Source organism: Pigmentiphaga humi, assembly GCF_900606115.1.
Taxonomy (GTDB): Bacteria; Pseudomonadota; Gammaproteobacteria; order Burkholderiales; family Burkholderiaceae_B; genus Pigmentiphaga; species Pigmentiphaga humi.
On sequence record NZ_UWPJ01000017.1, the window covers coordinates 277,868 to 302,605 of the forward strand.

The 24,738-nt window shown below is 67.7% G+C and carries 23 protein-coding genes; 7 read left to right on the forward strand and 16 right to left on the reverse strand.

Annotated features, from left to right (window positions below):
* Positions 1 to 197: 197 nt before the first annotated feature.
* The gene (locus PIGHUM_RS11465; RefSeq protein WP_124079716.1) at positions 198 to 2,147 is read right to left on the reverse strand and encodes a putative bifunctional diguanylate cyclase/phosphodiesterase; all 1,950 of its coding nucleotides are present in this window, start codon (positions 2,145 to 2,147) and stop codon (positions 198 to 200) included.
* 92 nt (positions 2,148 to 2,239) lie between these two features.
* A complete protein-coding gene (locus tag PIGHUM_RS11470) occupies positions 2,240 to 3,211 on the reverse strand; it encodes a thymidylate synthase (protein WP_124079717.1) in 972 nt (323 codons plus the stop codon).
* Between the two features lie 177 nt (positions 3,212 to 3,388).
* On the opposite strand from PIGHUM_RS11470, the gene yccS reads away from it, so the two are divergent.
* A complete protein-coding gene (gene yccS, locus PIGHUM_RS11475; RefSeq protein ID WP_124079718.1) occupies positions 3,389 to 5,581 on the forward strand; it encodes a YccS family putative transporter in 2,193 nt (730 codons plus the stop codon).
* Here yccS and PIGHUM_RS11480 read toward each other — a convergent pair.
* Entirely contained in the window at positions 5,578 to 7,164 is a 1,587-nt protein-coding gene (locus tag PIGHUM_RS11480) for a gamma-glutamyltransferase family protein (RefSeq protein ID WP_124079756.1), read from the reverse strand. The two genes, yccS and PIGHUM_RS11480, sit on opposite strands and share 4 nt — an antisense overlap.
* Before the next feature lie 198 nt (positions 7,165 to 7,362).
* Between PIGHUM_RS11480 and PIGHUM_RS11485 the strand changes: the two genes are divergently transcribed.
* Together PIGHUM_RS11485 and ettA are read left to right on the forward strand one after the other, a co-directional pair.
* On the forward strand, positions 7,363 to 8,331 hold the full coding sequence (locus PIGHUM_RS11485) for a Bug family tripartite tricarboxylate transporter substrate binding protein (RefSeq protein ID WP_124079719.1): 969 nt from the start codon (positions 7,363 to 7,365) through the stop codon (positions 8,329 to 8,331).
* 19 nt (positions 8,332 to 8,350) lie between these two features.
* Complete coding sequence (gene ettA, locus PIGHUM_RS11490; protein ID WP_124079720.1) at positions 8,351 to 10,024, forward strand: energy-dependent translational throttle protein EttA; 1,674 nt, start codon at positions 8,351 to 8,353, stop codon at positions 10,022 to 10,024.
* A gap of 172 nt (positions 10,025 to 10,196) precedes the next feature.
* Here ettA and PIGHUM_RS11495 read toward each other — a convergent pair whose 3' ends face one another.
* The 4 genes from PIGHUM_RS11495 to PIGHUM_RS11510 all read right to left on the reverse strand — a co-directional run bounded on the left by PIGHUM_RS11495 (position 10,197) and on the right by PIGHUM_RS11510 (position 13,790).
* Positions 10,197 to 11,270, reverse strand: coding sequence for a hypothetical protein (locus PIGHUM_RS11495; protein ID WP_124079721.1), 1,074 nt, complete (start codon positions 11,268 to 11,270; stop codon positions 10,197 to 10,199).
* Positions 11,271 to 11,406: 136 nt separating this feature from the next.
* On the reverse strand, positions 11,407 to 12,774 hold the full coding sequence (locus tag PIGHUM_RS11500; RefSeq protein ID WP_124079722.1) for an ATP-binding protein: 1,368 nt from the start codon (positions 12,772 to 12,774) through the stop codon (positions 11,407 to 11,409).
* Positions 12,771 to 13,436 carry a response regulator transcription factor gene (locus PIGHUM_RS11505; protein ID WP_124079723.1) on the reverse strand — a complete coding sequence of 222 codons (666 nt, stop codon included), beginning with the start codon at positions 13,434 to 13,436 and terminating at the stop codon, positions 12,771 to 12,773. Before PIGHUM_RS11505 ends, PIGHUM_RS11500 begins: the two co-directional genes overlap by 4 nt.
* A 12-nt stretch (positions 13,437 to 13,448) precedes the next feature.
* On the reverse strand, positions 13,449 to 13,790 hold the full coding sequence (locus PIGHUM_RS11510; protein ID WP_124079724.1) for a PepSY domain-containing protein: 342 nt from the start codon (positions 13,788 to 13,790) through the stop codon (positions 13,449 to 13,451).
* Positions 13,791 to 13,905: 115 nt separating this feature from the next.
* Between PIGHUM_RS11510 and PIGHUM_RS11515 the strand changes: the two genes are divergently transcribed.
* On the forward strand, positions 13,906 to 14,211 hold the full coding sequence (locus tag PIGHUM_RS11515; protein ID WP_124079725.1) for a PepSY domain-containing protein: 306 nt from the start codon (positions 13,906 to 13,908) through the stop codon (positions 14,209 to 14,211).
* A 68-nt stretch (positions 14,212 to 14,279) separates the two neighbouring features.
* Positions 14,280 to 14,603: a hypothetical protein gene (locus PIGHUM_RS11520; protein WP_124079726.1), complete on the forward strand. Its 324-nt coding sequence runs from the start codon at positions 14,280 to 14,282 to the stop codon at positions 14,601 to 14,603.
* Here the strand turns inward: PIGHUM_RS11520 and PIGHUM_RS11525 are convergent.
* Entirely contained in the window at positions 14,600 to 15,400 is an 801-nt protein-coding gene (locus PIGHUM_RS11525; protein ID WP_124079757.1) for a ferritin-like domain-containing protein, read from the reverse strand. The two genes, PIGHUM_RS11520 and PIGHUM_RS11525, sit on opposite strands and share 4 nt — an antisense overlap.
* A gap of 259 nt (positions 15,401 to 15,659) precedes the next feature.
* On the opposite strand from PIGHUM_RS11525, the gene PIGHUM_RS11530 reads away from it, so the two are divergent.
* The gene (locus PIGHUM_RS11530) at positions 15,660 to 15,887 is read left to right on the forward strand and encodes a glycine zipper 2TM domain-containing protein (RefSeq protein WP_124079727.1); all 228 of its coding nucleotides are present in this window, start codon (positions 15,660 to 15,662) and stop codon (positions 15,885 to 15,887) included.
* A gap of 112 nt (positions 15,888 to 15,999) precedes the next feature.
* Here PIGHUM_RS11530 and PIGHUM_RS11535 read toward each other — a convergent pair whose 3' ends face one another.
* The 5 genes from PIGHUM_RS11535 to PIGHUM_RS11555 form a co-directional block, all read right to left on the reverse strand.
* On the reverse strand, positions 16,000 to 16,998 hold the full coding sequence (locus PIGHUM_RS11535) for a Bug family tripartite tricarboxylate transporter substrate binding protein (protein WP_124079728.1): 999 nt from the start codon (positions 16,996 to 16,998) through the stop codon (positions 16,000 to 16,002).
* Between the two features lie 43 nt (positions 16,999 to 17,041).
* Entirely contained in the window at positions 17,042 to 18,247 is a 1,206-nt protein-coding gene (locus PIGHUM_RS11540) for an FAD-dependent oxidoreductase (RefSeq protein WP_124079729.1), read from the reverse strand.
* A 140-nt stretch (positions 18,248 to 18,387) separates the two neighbouring features.
* A complete protein-coding gene (gene gtdA, locus PIGHUM_RS11545) occupies positions 18,388 to 19,461 on the reverse strand; it encodes a gentisate 1,2-dioxygenase (protein WP_124079730.1) in 1,074 nt (357 codons plus the stop codon).
* Between the two features lie 42 nt (positions 19,462 to 19,503).
* On the reverse strand, positions 19,504 to 20,379 hold the full coding sequence (locus tag PIGHUM_RS11550) for a fumarylacetoacetate hydrolase family protein (protein WP_124079731.1): 876 nt from the start codon (positions 20,377 to 20,379) through the stop codon (positions 19,504 to 19,506).
* 133 nt (positions 20,380 to 20,512) lie between these two features.
* Positions 20,513 to 21,682: a mandelate racemase/muconate lactonizing enzyme family protein gene (locus tag PIGHUM_RS11555; RefSeq protein ID WP_124079732.1), complete on the reverse strand. Its 1,170-nt coding sequence runs from the start codon at positions 21,680 to 21,682 to the stop codon at positions 20,513 to 20,515.
* A 102-nt stretch (positions 21,683 to 21,784) separates the two neighbouring features.
* Between PIGHUM_RS11555 and PIGHUM_RS11560 the strand changes: the two genes are divergently transcribed.
* A complete protein-coding gene (locus PIGHUM_RS11560; RefSeq protein WP_124079733.1) occupies positions 21,785 to 22,699 on the forward strand; it encodes a LysR family transcriptional regulator in 915 nt (304 codons plus the stop codon).
* A gap of 4 nt (positions 22,700 to 22,703) precedes the next feature.
* Here PIGHUM_RS11560 and minE read toward each other — a convergent pair whose 3' ends face one another.
* Genes minE through minC form a run of 3 tightly spaced genes read right to left on the reverse strand, consistent with a single transcriptional unit; the run spans position 22,704 to position 24,598 of the window.
* Positions 22,704 to 22,964, reverse strand: coding sequence for a cell division topological specificity factor MinE (gene minE, locus PIGHUM_RS11565; RefSeq protein ID WP_124079734.1), 261 nt, complete (start codon positions 22,962 to 22,964; stop codon positions 22,704 to 22,706).
* A 3-nt stretch (positions 22,965 to 22,967) separates the two neighbouring features.
* A complete protein-coding gene (gene minD, locus PIGHUM_RS11570) occupies positions 22,968 to 23,783 on the reverse strand; it encodes a septum site-determining protein MinD (RefSeq protein ID WP_124079735.1) in 816 nt (271 codons plus the stop codon).
* 20 nt (positions 23,784 to 23,803) lie between these two features.
* A complete protein-coding gene (gene minC, locus PIGHUM_RS11575) occupies positions 23,804 to 24,598 on the reverse strand; it encodes a septum site-determining protein MinC (protein ID WP_124079736.1) in 795 nt (264 codons plus the stop codon).
* Positions 24,599 to 24,738: the final 140 nt, after the last annotated feature.

Below are 24,738 nucleotides of genomic sequence, written 5' to 3' on the forward strand. Positions count from 1 at the left end.
AAACCAAGCAAGAATTTTAAGACGGGGCCTTGCTGGCACTGGGTTCCGTGGGCGCCGCGGCCGCCTTGTCCAAGGCCGGGGCCGCCCAGGCGGCGGACAGGACTGCAACCCGGGCGCGCATCGTCATCGCCGGCTCGACCGTTTTTTCTACACCGTTGCCGGCTGGGCGTCCCGGCGCTGCCGGCGGCAAGAAGGCGTCAAGACCGCGGAGTCGGCTCCGGAGTGAGAGGGGCCGTTTGCCTCTCGAGCGGCATGGGCGCATCTTCACCCAGCCACCGCTGCGCGAACTGCGCCGCGGACACGGGATGGGAGAACAGATAGCCTTGGCCGAGCCGGAAGCCCATGCGGCATAGCTCGACGCGCTGGGCTTCGGTTTCCACGCCTTCGACCAGCATGTCCAGATCGAGCGCGTTGCCCAGCAGGAAGATGGCGCGGCACAGGTCGGCGCTGTCGCTGTCCCGTCCCAGGCCTTCGATGAAGGTCTTGTCGATCTTGAGGTAATCGACGGGCAGGTTCTTCAGGTAGCGGATATTGGAGTAGCCGGTGCCGAAGTCGTCCAAGGCGAGCTTGAAGCCCGCCTGCTTGATCCCGTGCAGCATGGCGAGGGCCGAGTCGGGATTGGACATGATCGCCGTCTCGGTCAATTCGAATTCGAGCAGCGAGGTCGGCAGGCCGTGCCGTGCCGCGCACAGGCGGGCCTTGTCGGGAAAGTCGGGGTCGAGCAATTGCTTGGAAGACAGGTTGACCGCGACCGCGGGCACGTGCAGCCCCTGCGCCTTCCAGCCGGCGAGCTGGCGACAGGTTTCTTCCAGCACCCACAGCCCGAGCGGAATGATAAGGTCGGAGCTTTCCGCGGCCGCGATGAACTCGTCCGGCCCGATGTTGCCCAGGTCCGGCGACGACCAGCGGCACAGCGCCTCGACCGAGTGGAGCCGGCCGGTTTGCAGGCACACCTTGGGCTGGTAGGCCAGCCAGAGTTCGGCGCCGGTTTCGAGCGCGCGGGCCAGGCCCACTTCGAGCTTGAACTGGCGGATCGCCGGGACGGCGATGTCGTGGCTGTAGACCTGCATTTTGTTCTCGCCCAGAGCGACGGAGCGGGCGAGCGCCTGGTTGCTGTGCGCAATCAGCGCTTCGACGCTGTCGCCGTCGGCCGGCGCGGCGCTGACGCCGATGTTCAGGCCCAGGTGGACTTCGCCGCCATGCAGGGTGAAAGGCTTGCGGAATGCCTGGAAGATGGTTTCGGCAAGGCCGGAGGTTTCGTGCAGGTGTTCGACCGGCGTGTACAGGCAGAAAGTGATGTCGTCCAGCCGCGCGAGCGATGCCACGCCCAGGCTCTGGTTCAGGCGCCGGGCGGCGTCCAGCAGCAGGGCGTCCGTGTCGCTCGGTCCGAGGGCCGCCCGGACGCGCCGCATGCGCCGCAGCGAGATGGTCAGGATGGCCAGCTGATGGGTGGTTTCCCCAGGCAGGGCGCGCAGCGCCGCGCCCAGTTCCAGCCAGAAGCCGGTCCGGTTCAGCAGGCCGGTGGCGCTGTCCCGGATCAGCATGGTCCGCATCAGGTCCTGCTGTTCGCCCAGCTTCTGGCCGAGGTTGGTGCGCTGTTCGATCACGATCAGCAAGCCGCCGGCGATGAGCGTGACGCAGAACTGCGAGGCCGGCATGGTCAGGAGCAGATGGGCCTGCAGGCCGGCGCTCCACAAGGCGAGGAACTGGTTGAGGGCGGTCCAGGCGCCAGCCAGCGCGAGGGCGCCGAACGATGCCGGACGGCCGGCGGGAAACAGGCCGGGAAGCAGGCGCACGATGGCGTAGACGCCCAGATAGGTGGAAACCATGACTGCCACGCCGATGAGCGCGGTCGCGCCGCCCATCCAGAGCCGGGCCGCCACGCCGACGGCGAGCGCCACGGCGGCGGGAAGCCAGCCTCCGAACAGCACGGCCAGCGTCAGGATGGTGCCCCGCATGTCGACGAGGGTTCCGTCGCCCGGGCGCACCGAAGAGACGAGCGTCAGCCACATGGCGGCGCCGAACAGGATGGCCAGGTGGTACCGGCCGTTATCCCTGCCCGGCAGCCAGGCCCGCAGAGCGACGTAGCCGGCAGTCAGGGCGACAGGCGTCAATGCGGAGAGGAAAAAGGGGAGCAGTGTGTCCATAAATGGCAGTTCGTAGGCACGCTGCGACTGCAAGCCGCATGCCCGATAGTGCCACGCGCCAGGCCGGCGGCGCTACTTCTGGTTTGTGCGGATCACACCGCCATCGGCGCCGTCAGCGGCGGGTGATGCCGGTAGCCCACCAGGGAGAAATCGCCCGGTTCCACTTTTTCCAGCCATTCCGGCTCGTATCGGCCGGTCTGCGCGTAGTCGGGAATGCGCTCGGACAAGGCCAACTGCGGCGCCGGGTAGGGCTCGCGCGCCAGTTGCTCGCGCAGCATGGACAGGTGGTTCTCGTAGATGTGCGCATCGCCGATGAAATAGCTGAACCAGCGCGGCCGGTAGCCGGTCAGGCGGCCCACCAGGTGCAGCAGCGCCGCGCCTTCGGTGAGGTTGAACGGCGTGCCCAGGCCGACGTCGTTCGAGCGGATGTACAGGCACAGCGAGATTTCGCCGGTCGACGCGTTGGGCAGGAACTGGTAGAGCAGGTGGCAGGGCGGCAGCGCCATTTCCTCGATCTGCGCCCAGTTCCAGCCGTGGAACAGGATGCGGCGGTCGGAAGGGTTCTGGTGGATGGTGTCCAGGCACTGGCGCAACTGGTCCACGGCCTTGTAGAGCAGCACCTTGGGCGCGCCGCCCTCGACGAATTCGGCGACGCGGGCGTAACCGCGCTGCCCGGCGTCGCGCAGTTGTTCCGCGGCGGCGGCATCCAGCACCTTGTAGGCCGGCCACTGGCGCCACTGTACGCCGTAGACGGGACCGAGGTCGTCGTCGCCGGTGCGATACGGGTTGGCCAGCCACTGCGCGTTCTCGTTGGCGTTCTGGTCCCAGACCTTGCAGCCCAGTTCGCGGAATTCCGCGGCGCTGCGCGACGCGCGCAGGAAGCCCACCAGTTCGCCTATGGCCGACTTGAACGCCAGCCGCTTGGTCGTGACCGCCGGGAAGCCCTGCTGCAGGTCGAAGCGCAGCGCGGCGCCGGGCATGCTGAGCGTGCGTATGCCCGTCCGGTTGGTCTGCCAGGATCCGGTGTCTAGGATGGCTTGGACGAGGTCTAGGTACTGTTTCATGGGCGGGCCGGGAATTGCCGGCGGCCGGGCGGCCGGCAGGGACATGTGCCGGTCGATTATCGCATGGAGGCTGCCGGCGGGCCTGCCGCAGCGATTCATGCACGAATAGGGTGCGCATGAGTGGCTGGCACGGCTCCTGCATGCGATAGTGCGTCAGGCCGTTCTCCGTCATTTCCCATGTCCGCATTCGCCTTGCCCGCTCTGCTGCGCCGTCTCTGGGCGCTCGACCCCTTCGTCTACACCCTGCGCGTGTTCATCGCCCTGGCCGGCATCATGGCCTTGTGCTGGCAGCAGGAGCGGATGGACCTGGTCATTCCCGCCTTTCTGGGCGTCATTGCCTGCGCGCTGGCCGAAACGGACGACAACTGGCGGGGCCGGCTGCTGGCGCTGGCCGTGACGCTGGCATGTTTCGCGGTGGCCGCCATCGCGGTCAAGGCGCTGTTTCCGTATCCATGGCTGTTCCTCGCGGGCATGGTGGTATCGACTTTCTGGCTGACCATGCTGGGGGCCATAGGCGAACGCTATCGGGCGATCGGCTATGCGACCCTGATCCTCGCCATCTATACCACCATAGGCGTCGAGCAAAGCCGCGGCCATGGCGGCTTCTGGCACGAGCCGGCGCTGCTGATGGCCGGGGCGGCCTGGTACGGCGCGCTGTCGGTGCTGTGGGCCGCGGTGTTCGTGCACCAGCCCGTGCAGCAGCGGCTGGCGGGGCTGTATGCGGTGCTGGGCGATTACCTGGTGCGCAAGGCCTCGCTGTTCGAGCCGGTGCGCGGCGTGGACCTGGAGGCCCGCCGGCTGGCGCTGGCCCAGCTCAATAGCAAGGTGGTGGCCGCGCTCAATGCCGCCAAGGAAAGCATCTTCAGCAGGCTGGGCCAGAGCAGGCCGGGCCGCAAGACCGCGCGCTACCTGCGCCTGTATTTCATCGCCCAGGACGTGCACGAACGCGCGAGTTCCTCGCACTATCCGTACAACGAGCTGGCCGAGGCGTTTTTCCATAGCGACATCCTGTTCCGCTGCCAGCGCCTGCTGGAACTGCAGGGGCAGGCCTGCCGCCGGCTGGCGCGCGCGATCCGGCTGCGCCGGCCGTTCGACGCGGGCGACGCGTCGCGGCAGGCGCGCGCCGACCTGGATGCCTCGCTCGATTACCTGCGCCGCCAGAGCCGTCCGGAGTGGTCCGGCCTGCTGCGCTCGGTGGCGGCGCTGTCGGGCAACCTGGCCGAACTGGACCGCCGTCTCGGCCAGGCCAGCAATCCCGACAAGCTGGACGAGCAGCAGCAGGACAACAGCCTGTTCGACCGGTCGCCGCAATCGCTGGGTGAGGCGATCGACCGCGTGCGCCTGCAGCTGACGCCCGGCGCGCCCGTATTCCGCTACGCCGTGCGGCTGACACTGGCCCTGGCGGCCGGTTACGGCATGCTGCACCTGGTGCATCCCGACCAAGGCTATTGGATCGTGCTGACCACGCTGTTCGTCTGCGCGCCCAGCTACGGCGCCACCCGGACCAGGCTGGTGCAGCGCGTGCTGGGCACCGTGCTGGGCCTGGTCGTCGGCTGGGTGGTTTTCAAGCTGTTCTCAAGCCTGATGGTGCAGGCGCTGATCGCGGTGCTGGCCGGCGTGGTGTTTTTCGCCACCCGCTCGACGCGCTACATGATAGGGACGGCGGCCATTACCGTGCTGGTGCTGCTGTGCTTCAACCAGATCGGCAACGGCTACGACCTCTTCGTGCCGCGCCTGGTCGATACCGTGCTCGGCGCGCTGATCGCCGGCCTGGCCGTGATGGTGGTGCTGCCCGACTGGCAGGGCCGCCAGCTCGACCAGGTGGCGGCCAAGGCGCTCGCGGCCAACAGCCGCTACCTGCGCGAGATCATGATCCAGTATGAAACCGGCAAGCGCGACGACCTCGCCTACAGGCTGGCGCGGCGCAATGCCCACAACGCCGACGCGGCGTTCTCGATGGCGATGTCCAACATGCTGGCCGAGCCGGGCCACTTCCGCCGCGATGCCGACGCCGGCCTGCGCTTCCTGACTTTGTCGCACACGCTGCTGAACTACCTCTCGGGCCTGGGCGCGCATCGCGAGAATCTGTCCGACCACGCCAGCGACGACCAGATCGCGCGCATGACGATGGGCGTGATCCACGCGCTGGACGCCATCGCCTCCGGCCTGGCGCGGCGCGCCCCGCTGGATGCCGAGAGCCGGGAGGAAGCGGCGCTGGCGCAGGCGATCGCCCAGTTGCCGGAAGACGATGCCGACGACGGCCATCGCCTGGTGCTGACGCAGCTCGCCCTGATCGGCCGGCTGCTGGCGCCCTTGCGCAAGGCGGCCAGTACCCTGCTCAGGCGCGACCGCGGCGCCGAGGGCGGTTAGAAGCCCGCCGCCTGGCCGTCGCGGCGCGAGTCCGAGGCGGCGATATAGCCTTCCTGGCTGCGGTAGATCAACTGGGCCGTGCCGAAATCCAGGCTGTGGCGCGGCGCGACCTCGACTTCATGGCCCAGTTCGCGCAGCGCCGCCACGACCGCGGGCGGCGTGTGCGACTCCAGCTTGACCGCCCCGCCTTCGATCCGGAAGCGCGGCGCGTCGCTCATGGCCTGTGGGTTCTGCCGGTAGGCGCCCAGCCGCACCATCATCTGCACGTGGCCCTGGGCCTGCATCGAACCGCCCATGACGCCGAAGGCCATCAGCGGCGCGCCGTCGCGCGTGACGAAGCCGGGGATGATGGTGTGCAGCGGCCTCTTGGACGGGCCCACGTGGTTGACGTGGCCGGGAACCAGGCTGAAGCCGAAGCCGCGGTTGTGCAGCGAGATGCCGGTGCCCGGGACGACCACGCCCGAACCGAAGCCCTGGTAATTGGATTGGATGAAGGACACCATCATGCCGGAGGCGTCGGCGGCGGCGAGGTAGACCGTTCCGCCCACGCCCGGCGTGCCGGCGGCCGGCGACGAAGCGCGGGCGGGATCGATCAGCGCGGCGCGCTGCGCCAGGTAGGCGGGGTCCAGCAGGGCGGCGGCGGTCTGGCGCATCGTGACCGGATCCGAGATGTGCTCGTGCAGGTCGGCGAAGGCCAGTTTCATCGCCTCGACCATGGCGTGGTACATCGCCGGGCTGTCCAGGCCCATGCCTTCCAGGTCCAGCCGTTCCAGCATGCCCAGCGCCGACAGCGCCGCGATGCCCTGGCCGCTGGGCGGGATCTCGTGCAGCGTATAGCCGCGGAAATCCTGGCGCAGCGGCTCGACCCACTCGGCCTGGTGCGCGTCCAGGTCGGCCAGCGTGAGCGTGCCGCCGCTCCGGCGCGCGAAATCGACGATGGCCTGCGCCAGTTCGCCGCGGTAGAAGCTTTCGCCGCGGCTGCTGGCGATGCTGCGCAGCGTCTCGGCCTGCTCGGGAAAGCGCCAGCGCTCGCCCGGCTGCGGGGTGCGCCCGTCGCGGAAGAAAGCCTGGGCGAAACCGGGTTCGCCGGCCAGCTTGGGCGCCTGTGCCGCCCACAGGCTCGCGATGTGCGGCGTGACCTGGAAGCCGTCGCGCGCATAGCCGATCGCCGGTTCGAAGAGCCGCTCGAACGGCAGCTTGCCGAAACGTTCGGACAGCGCGCGCCAGCCGGCGATCTGGCCGGGCACGGTGACCGCATCCCAGCCGGTGGCGGGCATGGCGGTCTTGCCGCGGAAATGATCGGGCGTCCAGGCCGCCGGCGAGCGGCCGCTGGCGTTGAGGCCGTGCAGGGCGCCGTCTTCCCAGACCAGCGCGAACAGGTCGCCGCCGATTCCGTTCATGACCGGTTCGACCACGGTCAGCGCGATGGCGGCGGCCAGCGCGGCATCGACGGCGTTGCCGCCTTCATAGAGCATGCGCACGCCGGCCTGCGAGGCCAGCGGCTGGCTGGTGCTGACGGCATTGGCCGCCAGCAGCGGCATCTTCTGCGAAGGGTAGGGGAAGTTCCAGTCGAAGGGCAGCATGGCAGGCAGGCGGCTGTCGCCGTCATGGTCGGGATGGGACAAGCATAACAACAAGGCGGGGCGGCGCCGCGCCGCAGCGCGGGAGCGCCCGTCCGCGCCATGGCCGCGCGCGGGGGCGTCCACTACAATAGCGCCATCCGCAGGCCGCGACAGCGCGCCGTTTCGCCGCGCGGGGCGCGGCTCCTACGATCCATCGCCATGAACAAACCTTTGCTCCTGCTCGGAGCCTGCCTGCTGGCTTTCTCCGCCACGGGCGCATCCGCCCAGACCTGGCCCGCCCGGCCGGTGCGCATCGTCGTCGCCTACCCGCCCGGCGGCGTCAGCGACATCGTCTCGCGCGCGCTGGCCGACAAGCTCGGGCACCAGCTCGGCGCCACCGTCGTCGTCGAGAACAAGGCCGGCGCCGGCGGCACGCTGGGCATGGACGCCGTGGCCAAGGCCGCGCCGGACGGCTACACGATAGGGTTCTCGTCGATCAGCCCGCTGTCGCTCAATCCGCTGCTGGGCAAGGTCAACTACGATCCCTTCAAGGACATCGTGCCGGTGGTCAGCGTCATGGCTTCGCCCGTGGTGCTGCTGGGCACGCCGGCCTTTACCGGCACGCGCCTGGCCGACGTGGTCGAGCAGGCCCGCAACCGCCCGGGCGCGCTGCGCTGGGGCACCTCCGGCATGGCCACCGTCGGCCACATCATGCTGGAGCAGTTCAAGCGCGGCGCGGGCGTGGACATCACCCACATTCCGTACAAGGGCGGCGGCCAGCAGCAGAACGACGCGCTGGGCGGACAGTTCGAACTGCTTTCCACCAATCTCGGCCCGGTGCTGAACGGCCACATCAAGGCCGGCAAGCTCAAGCCGCTGGCGATCGGCGCGCCCGCGCGCATCGACCTGCTGCCGGACGTGCCCACGTTCGCCGAGGCGGGCTACCCCAAGGCCAACATGATGTCGGTGTTCGGCATCTTCGCGCCGGCCGGCACGCCCGAACCGGTGCTGCAGCGCCTGAACGCGGAGATCAACCAGGCATTGGCGCAGCCCGACCTCAAGGCGCGCCTGGTGGGCAGCGACAACGTGCCCACAGGCGGCAGCGCGGCCGATTTCGCCAAGGTCATCCGCACCGAATACGACAACAACCGCGACATCATCAAACAGGCCGGCATCAAGCTGGACTGAGTCTTTTTTTCGAGTACCCATGGCCCAATTCGTCTTCACCATGAATCGCGTCGGCAAGATCGTGCCGCCCAAGCGGCAGATCCTGCGCGACATTTCCCTGTCGTTCTTCCCGGGCGCCAAGATCGGCGTGCTCGGCCTGAACGGCTCCGGCAAGTCGACCCTGCTCAAGATCATGGCCGGCGTGGACAAGGACATCGAGGGCGAAGCCCGTCCCATGCCCAACCTGAGCATCGGCTACCTGCCGCAGGAGCCCCAGCTCGACCCTGGGCACACCGTGCGCGAGGCTGTCGAGGAAGGCCTGGGCGGCGTGTTCGCGGCCAAGAAGCGGCTCGACGAAGTCTACGCCGCCTATGCCGAGCCCGATGCCGATTTCGACGCGCTGGCCACCGAGCAGGGCGAGCTGGAGGCCATCATCGCCGCGGGCAGCGGCAGCGGCAACGACGACATCGAGCACCAGCTCGAGATCGCCGCCGACGCGCTGCGCCTGCCTCCCTGGGAAGCCGCGGTCGGCCATCTGTCGGGCGGCGAGAAGCGCCGCGTCGCGCTGTGCCGCCTGCTGCTGTCCAAGCCCGACATGCTGCTGCTGGACGAGCCCACCAACCACCTGGACGCCGAAAGCGTGGACTGGCTCGAGGTATTCCTGCAGAAATTCCCCGGCACCGTCGTGGCCGTGACCCACGACCGCTACTTCCTGGACAACGCCGCCGAGTGGATCCTGGAACTGGACCGCGGCCACGGCATTCCGTGGAAGGGCAACTACAGCTCCTGGCTGGAGCAGAAGGACGACCGCCTCAAGCAGGAAGAGGCCAGCGAATCGGCCCGCCAGAAGACCATCAAGAAAGAGCTGGAGTGGGTGCGCCAGAATCCCAAGGCGCGCCAGGCCAAGTCCAAGGCGCGCATCGCGCGCTTCGAGGAACTCAGCTCGCACGAATACCAGAAGCGCAACGAGACCTCGGAGATCTTCATCCCCGTGGCCGAGCGCCTGGGGAACGATGTCGTCGAATTCAACAACGTCAGCAAAGGCTATGGCGACCGCCTGCTGATCGACAACCTCAGCTTCAAGGTGCCGCCTGGCGCCATCGTCGGCATCATCGGTCCGAACGGGGCCGGCAAATCCACGCTGTTCCGCATGATCGCCGGCAAGGAGCAGCCCGACAGCGGCGAGGTCGTGCGCGGTTCCACCGTCAAGCTGGCCTATGTCGAGCAGACGCGCGACGCGCTGGAAGACGCCAAGACCGTATTCGACGCCGTGGCCGACGGCGCCGACCTGCTCACCGTGGGCCGCTTCGAAATGTCTTCGCGCGCCTACCTGGGCCGCTTCAATTTCAAGGGCGCTGATCAGAACAAGCAGGTGGGCAAGCTGTCGGGCGGCGAGCGCGGCCGCCTGCACCTGGCCAAGACGCTGCTGGCCGGCGGCAATCTGCTGCTGCTGGACGAGCCCTCCAACGATCTGGACGTGGAAACCCTGCGCGCCCTGGAAGACGCGCTGCTCGAATTCGCCGGCAGCGTCATGGTCATCAGCCACGACCGCTGGTTCCTGGACCGCATCGCCACCCACATTCTGGCCTTCGAAGGCGATTCGCAAGTGGTGTTCTTCGACGGCAACTACCAGGAATACGAGGCCGACAAGAAGCGCCGGCTGGGCGAGGAGGGCGCCAAGCCGAAGCGGGTGCGGTTCAAGGCGTTGGTGTAGGGGCCCCCCTACGCGCTTACGCGCGCGCCCGGAACGGTGGGCCCCCGCCGCTAAGCGGCAGCCCCCGATGCCAGGACCGGCCTTGGGGGGCGGCGCCGGGCTCCGTGGGGCTCTACTTGCGGGCCGGCAAAGCCGGACCCGCTGTGCCCAGGGGCCCGGGCCGCCGGATGCGTCAGTCGTCGGTGTACTTGTCCAGGTCGCCGGACCAGGCGGCGCCGCCGGTGGACTTGATGGCCACCATGGGTTGCTGGTTGACGGTGGAGAACGTCGTGGTGATGGTTTCTCCGCTGGTTTCGGTCAGGACCGTGCCGGAGCTGAAGGGGACCAGGGGCTCCGCCAGCCGCATGCGGTATTCGAAGGACGAACCCAGCGCGTAGTCGCTGCCTTTATTGGTGAATTGCAGCGTGGTGAATCTATGCTGCACTGCGTCGTCGTCCGAATCGTCGTCGCTGTCGTCGTCGCAGCTGGCATCCGGGTTGCAGGAGAGGTTGTCCTCGCTGCGGAACTCGCTGATCGTCAGCGCGTAGTTCTTGCCCGCTTCCGAATAAGACACTTTCAGCTCTTCCCCGCTTTCCTGACTGTGGGCGATGACGATCGACGGAGAGTCGTCCGGCGCGGCTTGCCGGGCGAGCACGTCCAGGTCGGGAACGGTGATCGAGAGCCGCGTCCTCATCGTTCCGTCGAGCTTCTCGTCTTCCATGATCTGCAGCTGCTCGTATTGCAGTTTCACGCCGACGTGGGCAGAGATCGGCGCTGCTTTCGAGGCCTTCGAGACGTTCGCCATGAAGTGGGCGGGCGTGGCGGCAGCCCTGGCGAGCATCGGCAGGTCGTATTCCGTGATGACGGCGTGCAATTTGCCGTCGAACTTGAAATCCATGGCATCGCCGGTGGGCGAGAACTCGCTGTCGCCGCTGGCTTCGCACTGGTTGAAGGTGAAGTTCACCTTGTCGCCGGCCGACACCGTGCCGCTCTCGTCGACGTCGATGTATTCCCCGGTCGCCGTGCCGCTGTCGCATTCGAGCGAGCCCTCGTCGGGATCCTGCGCGTAGCTCAACACCGCCATGGTCAAGAGCGTGGAGGGCACCGGCAGCTCGAGTCCGGCAAAGACGGAATGCGCGGAATATTGGCGGATCTGATCTGCCGTGAGCGCGGTTGACGGCGGCTGGACTGCTCCACTTCCTCCGCCACAGGCCGCGAGCAGGGCGGCCAGGCTCAGGCCGCAGGTCAATTTCAGTTGATGATGCATGGGTCCTCCCCTTGAATGGCCTTTGATGGCCGAATTTTTCTGAAATATAAACAAATCCACTTCGGGTGTTCCATTATTTTCGGCACGCGGGACATTTTCTTTAGCGTTTTTTTTCGTAGGCGGTGGAGACGGCCGCCTAATCGGCGTCGGGCGGTTTCCCGGGCAAGGTCAGCGTGATGCGCAGTCCGCCCAGTTCCGGCGAACGGTCGAAACCGATGGCGCCGCGGTAGGCCTCCACGAGATCGCGGGCGATGGCCAGGCCGAAGCCGGTGCCGGGGCGTGATTCGTCCCAGCGGCGGCCGCGTTCGATGTGGGCGGCTTCTTCTTCGGACATGCCGGGGCCGTCGTCTTCCACGACGATCTTCACGAAACGGCCGGAAGCGGCCGCGTGCAGGCGCACCTGGGCGCTGGCCCATTTGCGGGCGTTGTCGAGCAGGTTGCCGAACAGCTCCATCAGGTCGCCTTCGTCGCCGGCAAAGCGCAGCGTGTCGGGAATATCCACTTGCCACAGCAGGGCCGCGGCATCGGGCAGGGTCTTGAGCGCGCGCACCGTTTTCTTTGCGACCGGGGCGACGTCGCAGGCATGCCGGCCGAGCGTCGCGGCCATGCCGGCGCGGGCGCGCGCCAGCGCGCGGTCCACGTGGCGGCCCATGGCGCGCACTTGTTCGTCGATGTCCAGGGCCAGCTTCTCCTGGCCTTGCGCGCGCGCCTCGCGGGCCATGGCGCCCATGACGGCGAGCGGCGTCTTCAGGCCGTGCGCGAGGTCGCCGGCCTGGGTGCGGGCGCGCTCGACGGCGGCATCCTGGAAGGCGATGAGCCGGTTCAGGTCGTCCACGACCGGCTGCACCTCGTCGGGCACCTCGCGCGACAACTGGCGGCGCTGGCCGGCATGGATGGCGCGCAGGTCGGTGCGCAGCGCGCGGAAGGGGCGCAGCGCCAGGTGGATGAAGCAGGCCATGGCGATGGCCAGCAGGAGGCCCAGCGCCAGCAGCGAAGGCACCAGCAGGCTCAGGAAGGAGCGGCGTTCGGCCTGCAGGTCGGCGCTGTCGAGCGCGACGGCGATGTGGACGGCGACGCCGGGGTCGGGTTCTTCCAGCAGTACGGTGCGCTCGACCGACAGCAGCAGGGTCTGCTGCGGGCCGTCGACCCAGGTGCTGTGCCGCGGCGTGCCCGGCGGGTCGGGTTCGACGGGAATGGCCGTGTCCCACAGCGAGCGCGAGCGCAGCGACCGGCCGCCGGGGCCGGAGATCTGCCAGTAGAGCCCGCTATAGGGCTGGCCGAAGCGCGGGTCGACAGGCTGGGCCTCGAGCGAGAGCGTACCGTCGGCGGCGACGTGGACCTGCGCGGCCAGCGTCTTGGCGTGGATGTCCAGTTCCGCGACCGCGCGGTGCTGCATCTGCCGGTCGAAGATGAGCGTCAGGCCCAGGCCGCCCAGCGCCAGGGCCAGCAGGATCATCAGCGCGGCGGCGCAGCCGAGGCGGACCAGCAGCGAACGCCGGCTCATCGCCCGGGGTCGGGAATCAGGTAGCCGTGGCCGCGCCGGGTCTCGATCAGTTCCACGCCGAGCTTGCGGCGCAGGCGCGCGATCAGCGCCTCGATGGCGTTGGTGTCGCGGTCGCTGCCGGTTTCGTAGATGTGCTCGATCAGCTCGCTTTGCGAGATCACCCGGCCCGGATGATGCAGGAGGTACGACAGCAGCCGGTATTCGAGCGCGGACAGCGTCATGGCCGAGCCGTGCACGGTGACCAGGCGGGTGCGGGTATCGATCTCGACCGGCCCCGCACGCAGGATGGCCGAGGCCTGGCCGGCCGCGCGGCGCGTGATGGCGCGCAGGCGGGCCAGCAGTTCTTCCATCTGGAAGGGCTTGGCGAGATAGTCGTCGGCGCCGGCGTCGATGCCCTCGACCTTGTCGCGCCAGCCGTCCCGCGCGGTCAGGATCAGAACCGGCGTGGCGAGGTCGGCGGCGCGCAGCCGCTTGAGCACGGTCAGCCCGTCGAGCTTGGGCAGGCCGAGGTCGAGCACGATGGCGTCGTAGTCCTCGGTGCCGGCGCGGAACCACGCCGTTTCGCCGTCGGCGGCCTCGTCCACGGCATAGTGCACGCGCTCCAGGCCGGCCCGGATGTCCGCGGCAATGCGTGGTTCGTCCTCGACTACCAGTATTCGCATGGCTTGTCCGACTTATTTGATCTTCAGGATTTCCAGGGTGCGGGCATCGATCTCCAGCTTCTTGCGCCGGCCATTGGGCGGCAGCACTTTGACCTCGTAGATCCAGATGCCGTCTTCCCGATCGAGCTCGATCTCAATGATATCGCCCGGCACCTTGTCGCGCACCACGCCGAGCACGGCCGACAGGGGGCGGATTTCTCCGTGCACCAGCGCCTCGCGGGCGCAGTCCTGGTCTTTCTTGCAGGCGTCGTCGCGGGCCTGCACGGACGCCGGGCCGCAGGCCAGCAGCGCGGCCAGCAGCAGCGCGGCCAGGCCGGGCCGGAGGGAGGAGGGGAGAAAAGCTTTTGGAGGCATGGGGCGGACACTAACAGGCGCTGGCTGATAAAACGCTGACAGGCGCGGTCAGGGATACGCGGCGGCCGGTGGCTATTCTGGCCACCGTAGACAACCAACACGAACGAGGAACGCCATGCGCATCTTGCCCGCCCTGATTATCGCCGCTGCTGCCACCGCCACTTTCGGCTCCGCCGCGCAGGCGGCCGATAAATGCGCCTACGTCCCCCGCGAGCGCTGGATTCCGATCGACCAGGCCATACGCAAGGCCGAGGAGCTGGGCTACGACGTGCGCGAAGCCGAGCCGGACGACGGCTGCTGGGAAATCGAAGGCTTCGACAAGAACGGCGCCAAGATCAAGCTGTACATCCATCCGACCACCGGCGAAGTGGTGCCGCCGTCGGCATGGCTGCCTCGGCCTCCCCGCACGAGGAGCCGGTAATGAATGTCCATGCCATATCCTGCGCCGCCCCCGCGGCGGGGCGCGCGATCGGCGTCGGGAGCGAGACCATGAATCCTGCCATGCCAATGGCGGCCGGTGCGCCGGCCGCCTCCTATTATCCGCCGGGAACCATAGGCGCCGATCCGGCGCTGCGCCAGCGCATCGAGACGGCGCTGGCCGAACTGGGCCGTGCCCGCGAGGAGCGCTTCGGCTATGCGGCCTACCGCGCGGTGATAGCCGGATTCAAGCGGGATTTCTCCATCGCATCCTATCTGCCCTGGACCGCCATCTGGGACTGGCCGGTCGGCCGGGCCGACGAAATCCTCAACTACCTCGAGGGCCGCTACGCCGAGACCCTGGGCCGGCCGGCCGGCGGCATGGCCTGGCGCTAGCGCATGGCGTAATCCACCATCCGCGCCAGCGGCGTTTCGATGCCGCCTTGCAGGCGCGGCGGCAGGTTGAGCGGCTTGAGGAACATCTTCACGCTCATGTCGGCGCTGAGATTGCGCCGGACCAGGCGCTGGGCGTCATGGGTGATGCGCACGATCTCGTCCCTGTCGTTGGCGCGCGCGGGATCGCGGTGATTGAGTACGTGCCGGATCGCGCATTCCGAATCATCGTTGCGTATTTCGAGCAGCCGGCGCACCAGCGCGCCCAGCACCTTCATCCTGCCATTGCCTTCCCGGCCGTTGTAGAGGTTGAAGTACTGGTAGAAGTGCTTGTAGTGCCGGACCTCGTCGGTCCGGATGTGGGTGGCGATCTCGCGCAACACCGGTTCGGGCGCATAGGCGGCGAGACTGCGGTAGAGGGTGGCGGTGCCCATTTCGACCACGCAGCGCGCGGCCAGCTCCAGGGCGCGCGTGGGTTCGAACTCTTCCAGGGTGCAGCGCTGCGAATAGTCGGCGAAAAAGCTGTCGAAGGCCTCCTGCCAGCGGAACTCCGGCCAGACCCGTTCGATGTAGGCGCGCAGCGCGCGACCGTGCTGCAGTTCCTCGGGTTCCCAATGCCGGCCCAGCCAATCCGCGACGTCGCTGTCGTCGCGGTAATAAGTGACCAGGTTGCGGGTGTAGAGGTCAGAGCCGCTTTCTATGAACGACGCGCTGCACAAGAGGAAAAACAGCGTTTTGTCGTCCCTGACCTGGCCTGGGGCGACCCGCTCGAGGTCGATTTCTTCCAGCCGCCAGGGCATTGCTTGGGCAACAGCGTCCACCGAGAATCTCCCAGTTCGCATGGTTTCCAATTTTCCAGCATAAGCCTATTCGCGCCAGGTTTCGAGTCCCGCGATGCAGCGGAGAAAATGCGTCCGGATCCAGGTTACGTTGTGTAATGCCTGTCTAGTTCGTTCACAGACAAGCCTCGCCGAATCTGTCACTGTGGAATCCATGGGACGTGGCGTGACCATTCATGCCGCGGTTGAACGATCAAACACCTGATAAGGGAGTACACCTATGAAAGCGAATCTCGTTGGCAAGATGATGATCGGTGCCGCGCTGGTTGTTTCCGCGGCTGGATGCTCCACGTGGGACGGCATGTCGGGCCGCCAGAAGAGCACCGCCGTGGGTGCCGGCGTCGGTGGCGTCGCGGGCGCGGCGGTATCTGGCGGCAGTGTGCTGGGCACCGTGGGCGGCGCGGCCATCGGCGGCGTGGTCGGCGATCAGGTCGGCAAGAACCGGTAGAACCTTGTTGCCGGCGCCGCGTGGCGGCGCCGCATTAAACGGCTCCCCGGCCGCAAGGCGGGGAGCCGTTGTTTTTCTGACCGCAAATTGTGTCCGAACTTTGTATCCGGCCTCAGGCCGGCTGGATTTTCGCCGCCTTGACCACCTCGCGCCACTTGGCCAGTTCCTCGCGCGAGAGTTGGCCCAGCGCCTGGGGTGTCATGGTTTTGGGGGTGACGCCTTGCTTGACCAGGGTTGCGCGGATAGTGGCGTCGCCCAGCAAGCCGTTCAGGGCGGCGTTGTAGCGTCCCACCAAGGCGGGATCCATGCCGCGCGGGCCCCATACCGCGTACCAGGCGTCGGCGTCGTAGCCGGACGCGCCCAGGGTGGCCAGTGGGGCGATCGTGGTGTAGGTGGTGTCCTGCTCCTTGCGCGAGGCGCCCAGGATGACCAGGCGATTTTCCTGCTGCATGGGCACGGCCACGTGCATGGGCTGGAACATGGCCTTGATGTGGCCGGCCAGCAGGTCGGTGGTGGCGCCCGCCGAGCCCTTGTAGGGCACGTGGACCATGTCCAGCTTCAGGTTGGCGGCCAGCATCTCCATGCACAGGTGATGGAAGGTGCCTTGACCCGGCGAGCCGTAGTTGACCTGGCCGGGGTTGCGCCGCACATACGCGGCGAATTGCTCCAGCGTGGTGACGCCCAGCGAGGGATGCACGCACAGCGCGAAATTGGTCGTGCCCAGCATCGCCACGGGGCTGAAGCTCTCGATCACGTCGAACGGCACCGAGTTGTAGACCAGCGGCAGCGTCAGGGCGGTATTGGTGCTGAACGCCAGCGTATGGCCGTCGGGCGCGGCTTTGGCTACGGCGCCCAGCCCGATCATGCCCGAGGCCCCGGCCTTGTTCTCGACCACGAAGGAGCGGCCGGACAGTTCGCTCAGCCGCGGCGAGAGCAGGCGGGCGCAGAGGTCGGGCGTGGTGCCGGGTGTGAAGGGCACGATGACCTGTACCGCTTTCTCCGCCAGTCCCAGTGTGTCGGTCGCGGCCAGCAGCCGGCCGGGCGCCCAGGCCCCTGCCAGCAGCGTGGCGATGCATGTGCGCCGGCCGGGCCGGAAATCGGAATCCTGCATGGTGGTTCTCCTCGTCGTTGTTGTGATGCCGGCATCCTGCCGGTTACTGGATCTCGTTGGCCCGCTTGATGCTGGCGAGCATGGATGAATTGATCAGGTACTGGCGATGCGCCTGCCGGTCGGCGACGGTTTGGCGCAATTCGTCCAGGCGCTCGCGGCGCACTTGCGGATCGCGTTCTTCCAGCAGGCGCTTGTTGCGGATGGTGATGGCCTGCACGTACTCGACGTTGACCGTGCGGCGCTGGCGGTGGTAGCGGTCGAGGGTTGAGTCGGCGGCGCCGTGCAGCAGCACCTCGGCCAGCTTGCCGGTGAGGTTCATGGCGTCGTGGATGCCGCTGTTCAGCCCCATGCCGCCCAGCGGATTGTTGACGTGCGCGGCGTCGCCCGCCAGGAACACGCGGCGGTCGCGGAAGTCCTTGGCCACGCGCTGGTGCACCCGGTAGACGCTTTTGTACGGGATATCGTAGTCCAGGTCGGGCGACAGAAAGCCCTTGATCTTGCCCTGCACGAAGTCGGGCGCGAGCACGTCGGCCTCGTCCATGTCCGGCGTGATGGGGAAGGCGATGCGCCAGATGGGCGGCGGGCCGTCGTGGGGCTGGATGAAGATCGCGCTCCATTCGTCCGGGTCGGCGATGTAGGCGTTGCCGGTGTATCCCTGCTCGCGCAGGTCATAGCGCGTGGCGAAGACCAGGAAGCGCTCGGGCCAGGTGAAGCCTTCGAACTCGGTGCCCATGGTCTTGCGCACGATGCTGCGCGCGCCGTCCGCGCCGATCAGGTAGCTGGCGCGGATCTCGCCGGTGCCGTCCCGCCCCGTGTAGGTAACCGTGACGCCGTCGGCGTCCTGTTCGTAGCCGGTGCATTGGTGCGCGAACAGCATGCGGACGTTGTTGTGGCCGCGTAGCGCCTCGGCGACGATGGCCGACAGCTTGTGCTGTTCGACGTGCAGGCGGAAGGGGTAGGGCGTGAGGTCGGCGATCAGGCTCAGGTCGAACTGGGCGACCAGGCCGTCCTTGCGGTCGCGGACCTGCCATTCCGGCACGCGGATGGCGCGCGCGCGCAAGGTGTCGCCTATGCCCAGCGTATCGAGCATCTCGACGGTGGGCGGATGGAACGTGCCGGCGCGCAGGTCTTGCGGGATGTGGTCCTCGCTTTCGAGTACGACCACGTTGACGCCCTTCTGGGCCAGCGACAGGGCGGCGACCAGCCCGACAGGGCCGGCTCCGGAAATGACGACGGGATGATGTTCCATATTGGGTCCTATCCCCGAGAGGGCCGAGTTTGCCGGCTGTGGCCGCGCAACTGCGGCATCGGTATCGCCGGCTGGCCCGGCCCTGGGGCGGTTGACGGAAAAACGCGTGAGAATGGGCTGCGGCGGCGGCCCATCGTTGTTTATAGGGATCCGCTGGCGCCGCCGCGCTGTTCCCGCCACAGGCCCAGCGCCTCCTGCACCGGCCGGTCGGAGAAGCTGAACAGCACGGACTTCTCCTGGGGCACCAGGCGGTGCTCGGCCCAGCTCGGGATCACGAAGACGTCGTTGGGCTCGGCCAGGAAGCGGCGGTCTGCCAGCTCCACGAGCACCCGGCCCTCGAGCACGGCGAATACGGTGCCCGACGAACAGCGGTAGGGCAGGGGGTCGAAACCCGCCGGGAGCAACTGCGCATAGGCGCCCATGGTCGGCATGGGCGGTCCGCCGGTCAGCGGGTCGATGTAGCGCAGCTTATAGCCGTGGCAAGGATCCGCCTCTCCGGCCGACTGCATGGCGTGCAGCGACGCGCGGGTGCGCTCGTACGGATAGCTGAACAGCGGCGAGGCCTTGTTGGCCGGCGGCTGCCAGTCCATGGGCGCCAGGCCGTTGCCGTAGCGCATCTGGCTGTCGCCCACCGGCCGCAGCAGTTCCTGCCGGTCGGCCTGGGAGGACTGCGCGAAGCTGGCGTCGAGCATGCCCACCAATTGCACGTCCAGGCCGTCGAGCCAGATCATCGGAGCGTCGCTGTCGTTGCCGTGGTCGTGCCAGGTCCACGACGGCGTGGTGACGAAGTCGCCGCGGCGCATGATGGTTTTTTCGCCATTGACCGAGGTGTATGCGCCGTCGCCTTCCAGGATCAGCCGCAGGGCCGACTGGCTGTGGCGATGGGCGCGCGCGACCTCGCCGGGCAGGATGGCCTGCAGGCCGGCGTAGAGCGAGGTGGTGATCGCCGCCTTGCCGCGCAGGCCGGGATTTTCGAGGATGAGCACGCGGCGCTCGGCTTCCTCGGCGGTGATGAGGCCGGTCGCTTCGGTCAGATAGGGGCGCACCTTCTGATAGGACCAGTGCGCCGGCTGGCAGTCCGAGCGCGGCGTCGGGGTCACCAGGTTATGCAGTTGTTCCCACAGCGGCGCGAGATTGTCCGCGCCGATGCGGGCGTAGAAGGCCTCGCGTTCGGCGCGGGTGGCGGCCTGCGCGGCTTTGTCTGGGTTATCCATGTGTCTCCTCCACCGGGACGGTAGCGCGGCGGTGCCGCTGTCTCAGCCGTGTACGGCGACGTCCATCGTGCCGATGCCCTCGATGCGGGCGTGCATGACGTCGCCGGGCTGGACCGTGCCCACGCCTTCCGGCGTGCCGGTCATGATGACGTCGCCCGGATACAGGGTGTAGACGCTGGACGCCAGTTCGATCAGTTCGGCGATGCCGGTGATCAGGTCGCGGGTGTTGGCGTCCTGGCGGGGTTCGTCGTTGACGTGGATGGAGAAGGAAAGATTGCCCGGATCGGCGATCTCGTCGGCGGTGACCAGCCAGGGCCCCAGGACCGAGTACGTGTCGGCCGATTTGCGGAAGCTGCGATCTTCCGTGCCGCGCACCGTCATGTCCAGGCCGATGCAGTAGCCGGCGACGTACGAGAAGGCATCGCTGGCGGGGATGTCCTTGCCGCGCCTGCCGATCACCACGGCGAGTTCGACCTCGTGGTCGTTGCGCCGGCCCGGGAAGGCGATGCGCACGCCTTCTCCCGCTCCCACCACCGACTGCGCCGATTTCAGGAACACGCCGAACTTGGCGACCGGGCTCTTGAACCCCTCGTAGTGGGCCACGTGGACGTTGTTGTGGATCTGCGCATCGGCCAGGGATTCGTCGACGTGGGCGTGGTAGTTGAGCGGCGCTGCGATCACCTTGGCCGGCGTGGCTACCGGGCTCAACAGCCTGACCTCGGCCAGCGGCCGCGCGCTCGCCTGCCGGCGGGCGGCCTGCAGCGCCGGCTTGAGCTGGTCCAGGTGCTCGATCAACTGGTCGCCCGGCGGCACGGGCCAGCGCAGGGCGGGCAGTTGTTCCAGCACGGCGCTGACGTCATAGACCTTATCGTCTTCCACCAGGCCGAGGCGGCCTTCGTCGTAACGGCAAATTCTCATCTTTTCTCCACGTGTGCCCATGCGCGGCCCGGGCGCCTGCTCTCCGGCAGGCAAGGCCGATGCTTAATTTTGAGCACGTTCAATTTTATGGAGATGGAATCGCCGCGTCAATCGGGCGCGATCCCGGGCGGAGTCATGCCGCCAGGCGCTTCATTTCGGCATACAGGTCGCTCTTGCCTTCGAAGCCTATGCCCGGCAGCTCTGGCATGGCGATGTGGCCCTGTTCTACGCGCACGCCGTCGGGGAAGCCGCCGTAGGGCTGGAACAGGTCGGGATAGCTCTCGTTGCCCCCGAGGCCCAGCCCCGCCGCGATGTTCAGTGACATCTGGTGGCCGCCGTGGGGAATGCAGCGGCGCGGCGACCAGCCGCAGGTCCGCAGGACTTGCAGCGTGCGTTCGTATTCGACCAATCCGTACGACAGCGCGCAGTCGAACTGCAGCCAGTCGCGGTCGGGCCGCATGCCGCCGTAGCGGATCAGGTTGCGCGCGTCCTGGTGGCTGAACAGGTTTTCGCCGGTGGCCATGGGGCGGGGGTAGTACTCGGCCAGCGTGGCCTGGAGCGCGTAGTCCAGCGGGTCGCCGGCTTCTTCGTACCAGAAGAGCGGGTAATCGCGAAGCATCTTGGCGTAGGCGATGGCGGTGTCGAGGTCGAAGCGGCCGTTGGCGTCCACCGCCAATTGCGCCTGGCTGCCGATCTCGGCCAGCACGGCCTCGATGCGGCCGCGGTCCTCGGCCAGGGAGGCGCCGCCTATTTTCATCTTGACGACGTTGTAGCCGCGATCCAGGTAGGAGCGCATCTCGGCGCGCAGGGCGTCGTTGCCCTTGCCGGGATAGTAGTAGCCGCCGGCGGCGTAGACGAACACGCGCGGGTCGGCCTGTACGCCGTGGCGCTGGGCCAGCAGGCGGAACAGCGGCTGGCCTTCGATCTTGGCCACGGCGTCCCAGACCGCCATGTCTATGGTGCCCACCGCCACCGAACGTTCGCCATGGCCGCCGGGCTTCTCGTTGCTCATTGCCGCGTCCCAGACCTTGTGCGGGTCGAGGTTGGTGCCTGCGTCGTTCAGCAGCGAAGCCGGATCGGCCTGCAGGATGCGCGGCGCGAAGCGCTCGCGGATCAGGCCGCCCTGGCCGTAGCGGCCGTTGGAGTTGAAGCCGTAGCCGACCACCGGCTTGCCGTCGCGCACGGCATCGGTCACCACCGCGACCAGGCTGGTCGTCATTTTGGAGAAGTCGATGTAGGCGTTGCGGATGGGAGATGAAATCGGCCGGGTGATCTCGCGGATGTCGACGATGCGGACGGACATGATGGCTCCTTTTGTGTGGCGATGCGGGGGTATCATGCCGGTTGCCGCGCCGGCGGGCCAATGCCGGTTTTCTCTGTTTCCATGCTTTGCAGGCATCGGCCCATGAACCTGATCTGGCTGGAAGATTTCCTGGTCCTTGCCGAATGCGGCAATTTCTCGCGCGCCGCCGAGCTGCGGCACATGACGCAGCCGGCGTTCAGCCGCCGCATCCGGATGCTGGAAGAGTGGCTGGGCGTGACGCTGTTCGACCGCGCCACCCATCCGGTCACGCTCACCGATACCGGGCTATGGTTTCGCTCGACGGCGCAAGACATGCTGGCGCGGGTCGAGCGCATTCCCGACGAGGCGCGCCGCGTCGCGCAGGCCAGTTCGGCCACGCTGCGCTTCGTAGCCACGCATGCCTTGTCGCTGACCTTCCTGCCGGACTGGCTGCGCGGCCTGGAGTCGCGCCTGGACCTGGGGCCGATCCAGCTGGTGTCCGACGTGGCCCAGCAGTGCGAGGCGCTGATGACGCAGGGGCGGGCGCAGTTCTTCCTGTGCCATGCCCATGAGCAGATGCCGGCGCGGCTCGACCCGTCGGCGTATCCGTCGATCAGGGTGGGCGGCGACGCCTTGGTGCCGGTCTGCGCGCCCGACAGGCAGGGCCGCGCCCGGTTCGTGCTGGGCGCGGGCGGCGGGAAGCGGGTGCCGATATTGTCTTATAGCGCCGAGTCGGGCCTGGGGCGCATCGTGCGGGCGGTGCATGGGGCAGCGCTGGCGCGCTTGCGCGCCGACGTCGCCGTGACGGCGCATCTGGCCACCGTGCTGCATTCGATGGCACGGGGCGGCCGCGGCGTGGCCTGGCTGCCGATGAGCCTGGTGCGGGGAGAGATCGAGCGGGGGGAACTGCGGGAGGCGGGCGGCGAGGAATGGCGCATCGCGCTGGAGATTCGCCTGATCCGCCGCGGCGAGGCCGAGCCCGCGGCGGCGGAGGCTTTCTGGCGGGCGGCGGCAGCGGCCGCCGGGCCTGGCGGGTGATCCGTCAGCTGGCCGACGGCATCTCGATCTTGACTTCCAGCACTTCGAAGGTGTCCTGGCGTTCCAGGTTCACCTTGATGTCGTCGGGATCGATCTTGACGTACTTGGAGATGACGGCCACCAGTTCCTTCTGCAATTGCGGCAGGTAGTCGGCCGATGCGCCCGTGCCCGAACGCTCGTGGGCAAGGATGATCTGCAGCCGCTCCTTGGCGACGCCAGCCGTCGAAGGCTTTTTTTGCCCGAGGAAAAAGGAGAGCAGCGACATCGATTATTTACCTCCGAACAGGCGCTTGAACAGGCCGGGCTTTTCGTAGTCGACGAAGCGCAGCGGCTTGTCTTCGCCCAGGTAGCGGGCGACCACGTCCTGGTAGGCCTCGGCCACGGACGTGCCCTTGAGGTGAATGGCCGGCGTGCCCTGGTTGGAGGCCTGCAGCACGTCTTCGGATTCGGGAATCACGCCGATCAGCTTGATGCGCAGGATGTCTTCGACGTCTTTGAGCGACAGCATTTCGCCTTCGGCCACGCGCTTGGCGTTGTAGCGGGTCAGCAGCAGGTGTTCCTTGACGGGCTCTTCGCTTTCGACGGCGCGGCGCGATTTGGCCGACAGGATGCCGAGGATGCGGTCGGAGTCGCGCACCGAGGAGACCTCGGGGTTGGTCACGACCAGCGCGTCGTCGGCGAAGTAGGCCGCCATGAGGGCGCCGGATTCGATGCCCGCGGGCGAGTCGCAGACGATGTATTCGAAATTCATTTCCTTCAGGCCGTCCATGACTTTCTGGACGCCTTCCTGGGTGAGGGCGTCTTTGTCGCGGGTCTGGGAGGCGGGCAGGATGTAGAGGTTTTCCAGCTGCTTGTCGCGGATCAGCGCCTGGTTGAGGGTGGCCTCGCCCTGGACGACGTTGATCAGGTCGTAGACGACGCGGCGTTCGCAGCCCATGATGAGGTCGAGGTTGCGCAGGCCGACGTCGAAGTCGATCACGGCGGTCTTGTGTCCGCGCAAGGCCAATCCGGCGGAGAAGCTGGCGCTGGTGGTGGTTTTGCCGACGCCGCCTTTGCCTGAAGTCACGACAACGATACGTGCCATGGGGTGTGGATCCTTATGAGTTAGATGGGCAAGGGTTCGACCAGCAGTTTTTCGCCGTCGAGGCGAATGATTGCCGGTTTGTCCTGGATGTCGGGAGGCAGGGCCGTGGTCATCGTGCGGTAGACGCCGGCGATGGCGACCAGCTCTGCCTCGAACTGCGTAGTGTAGATGCGCGCGCTGGCATCGCCGCGCGCGCCGGCGATGGCTTTGCCGCGCAGCGGGCCGTAGATGTGGACGTTGCCGTCGGCGATCACTTCGGCGCCGTTGCTGACGACGCCCAGGACGATGAGGTCGGATTGCCGGGCGTAGATGCGCTGGCCTGAGCGCAGCGGTTTTTCGATCACCATGGTGGGCACGGAGCGGGGCGCGGCCGGATCGGCGGCTGCCGCGGCGCCGGGCGCCTGGGGCGCGGGCTCGGCGGGCGCAGCGACGATTTCGGCGGCGGGGGCCGGCGCGGCCGCAGGCGGTTCGGCGCTGGCTTCGGCTTCGCCGGAGGGCTTGCGGGTCGGCGCGGCGGGCAGCGACAGCTGGGCCAGGCCGGCTTCGCGGGCGGATTCGGCCAGTTCGGGCGGGACCATGATGCCGATGGTGGGCAGGCTGTGCGCGAGCAGGGCGTCGACGAGCTGGCGCCAGTCCATCGGGGCGTCCAGGCGCGAGGCGTCGATGACGACGGGCTCGTCTTCGAAGAAGCCGGCGGCTTCCTGCATGCGCTGGTCGAGCGCGGCTAGTACGGCCGCGAGGTCGGAGGTGTGGAGCACGACGCGGATGGCGTAGAGCGAGGTGCTTTTGATGTCTAGGACGGGACTGGCTTCCATGGGGGGCGCCGCGGCGGCGCGCGGAGTGCGCAAAAGTCTGATTCTACCGGGGTGCGGGGGAGGATGGGAGGCGTTCGTGTCGTAACGTTACTCGCCTCGGGGAGAGAGTTTGGTTTTTGAGCCGGCCGTCTTTGCGGCGG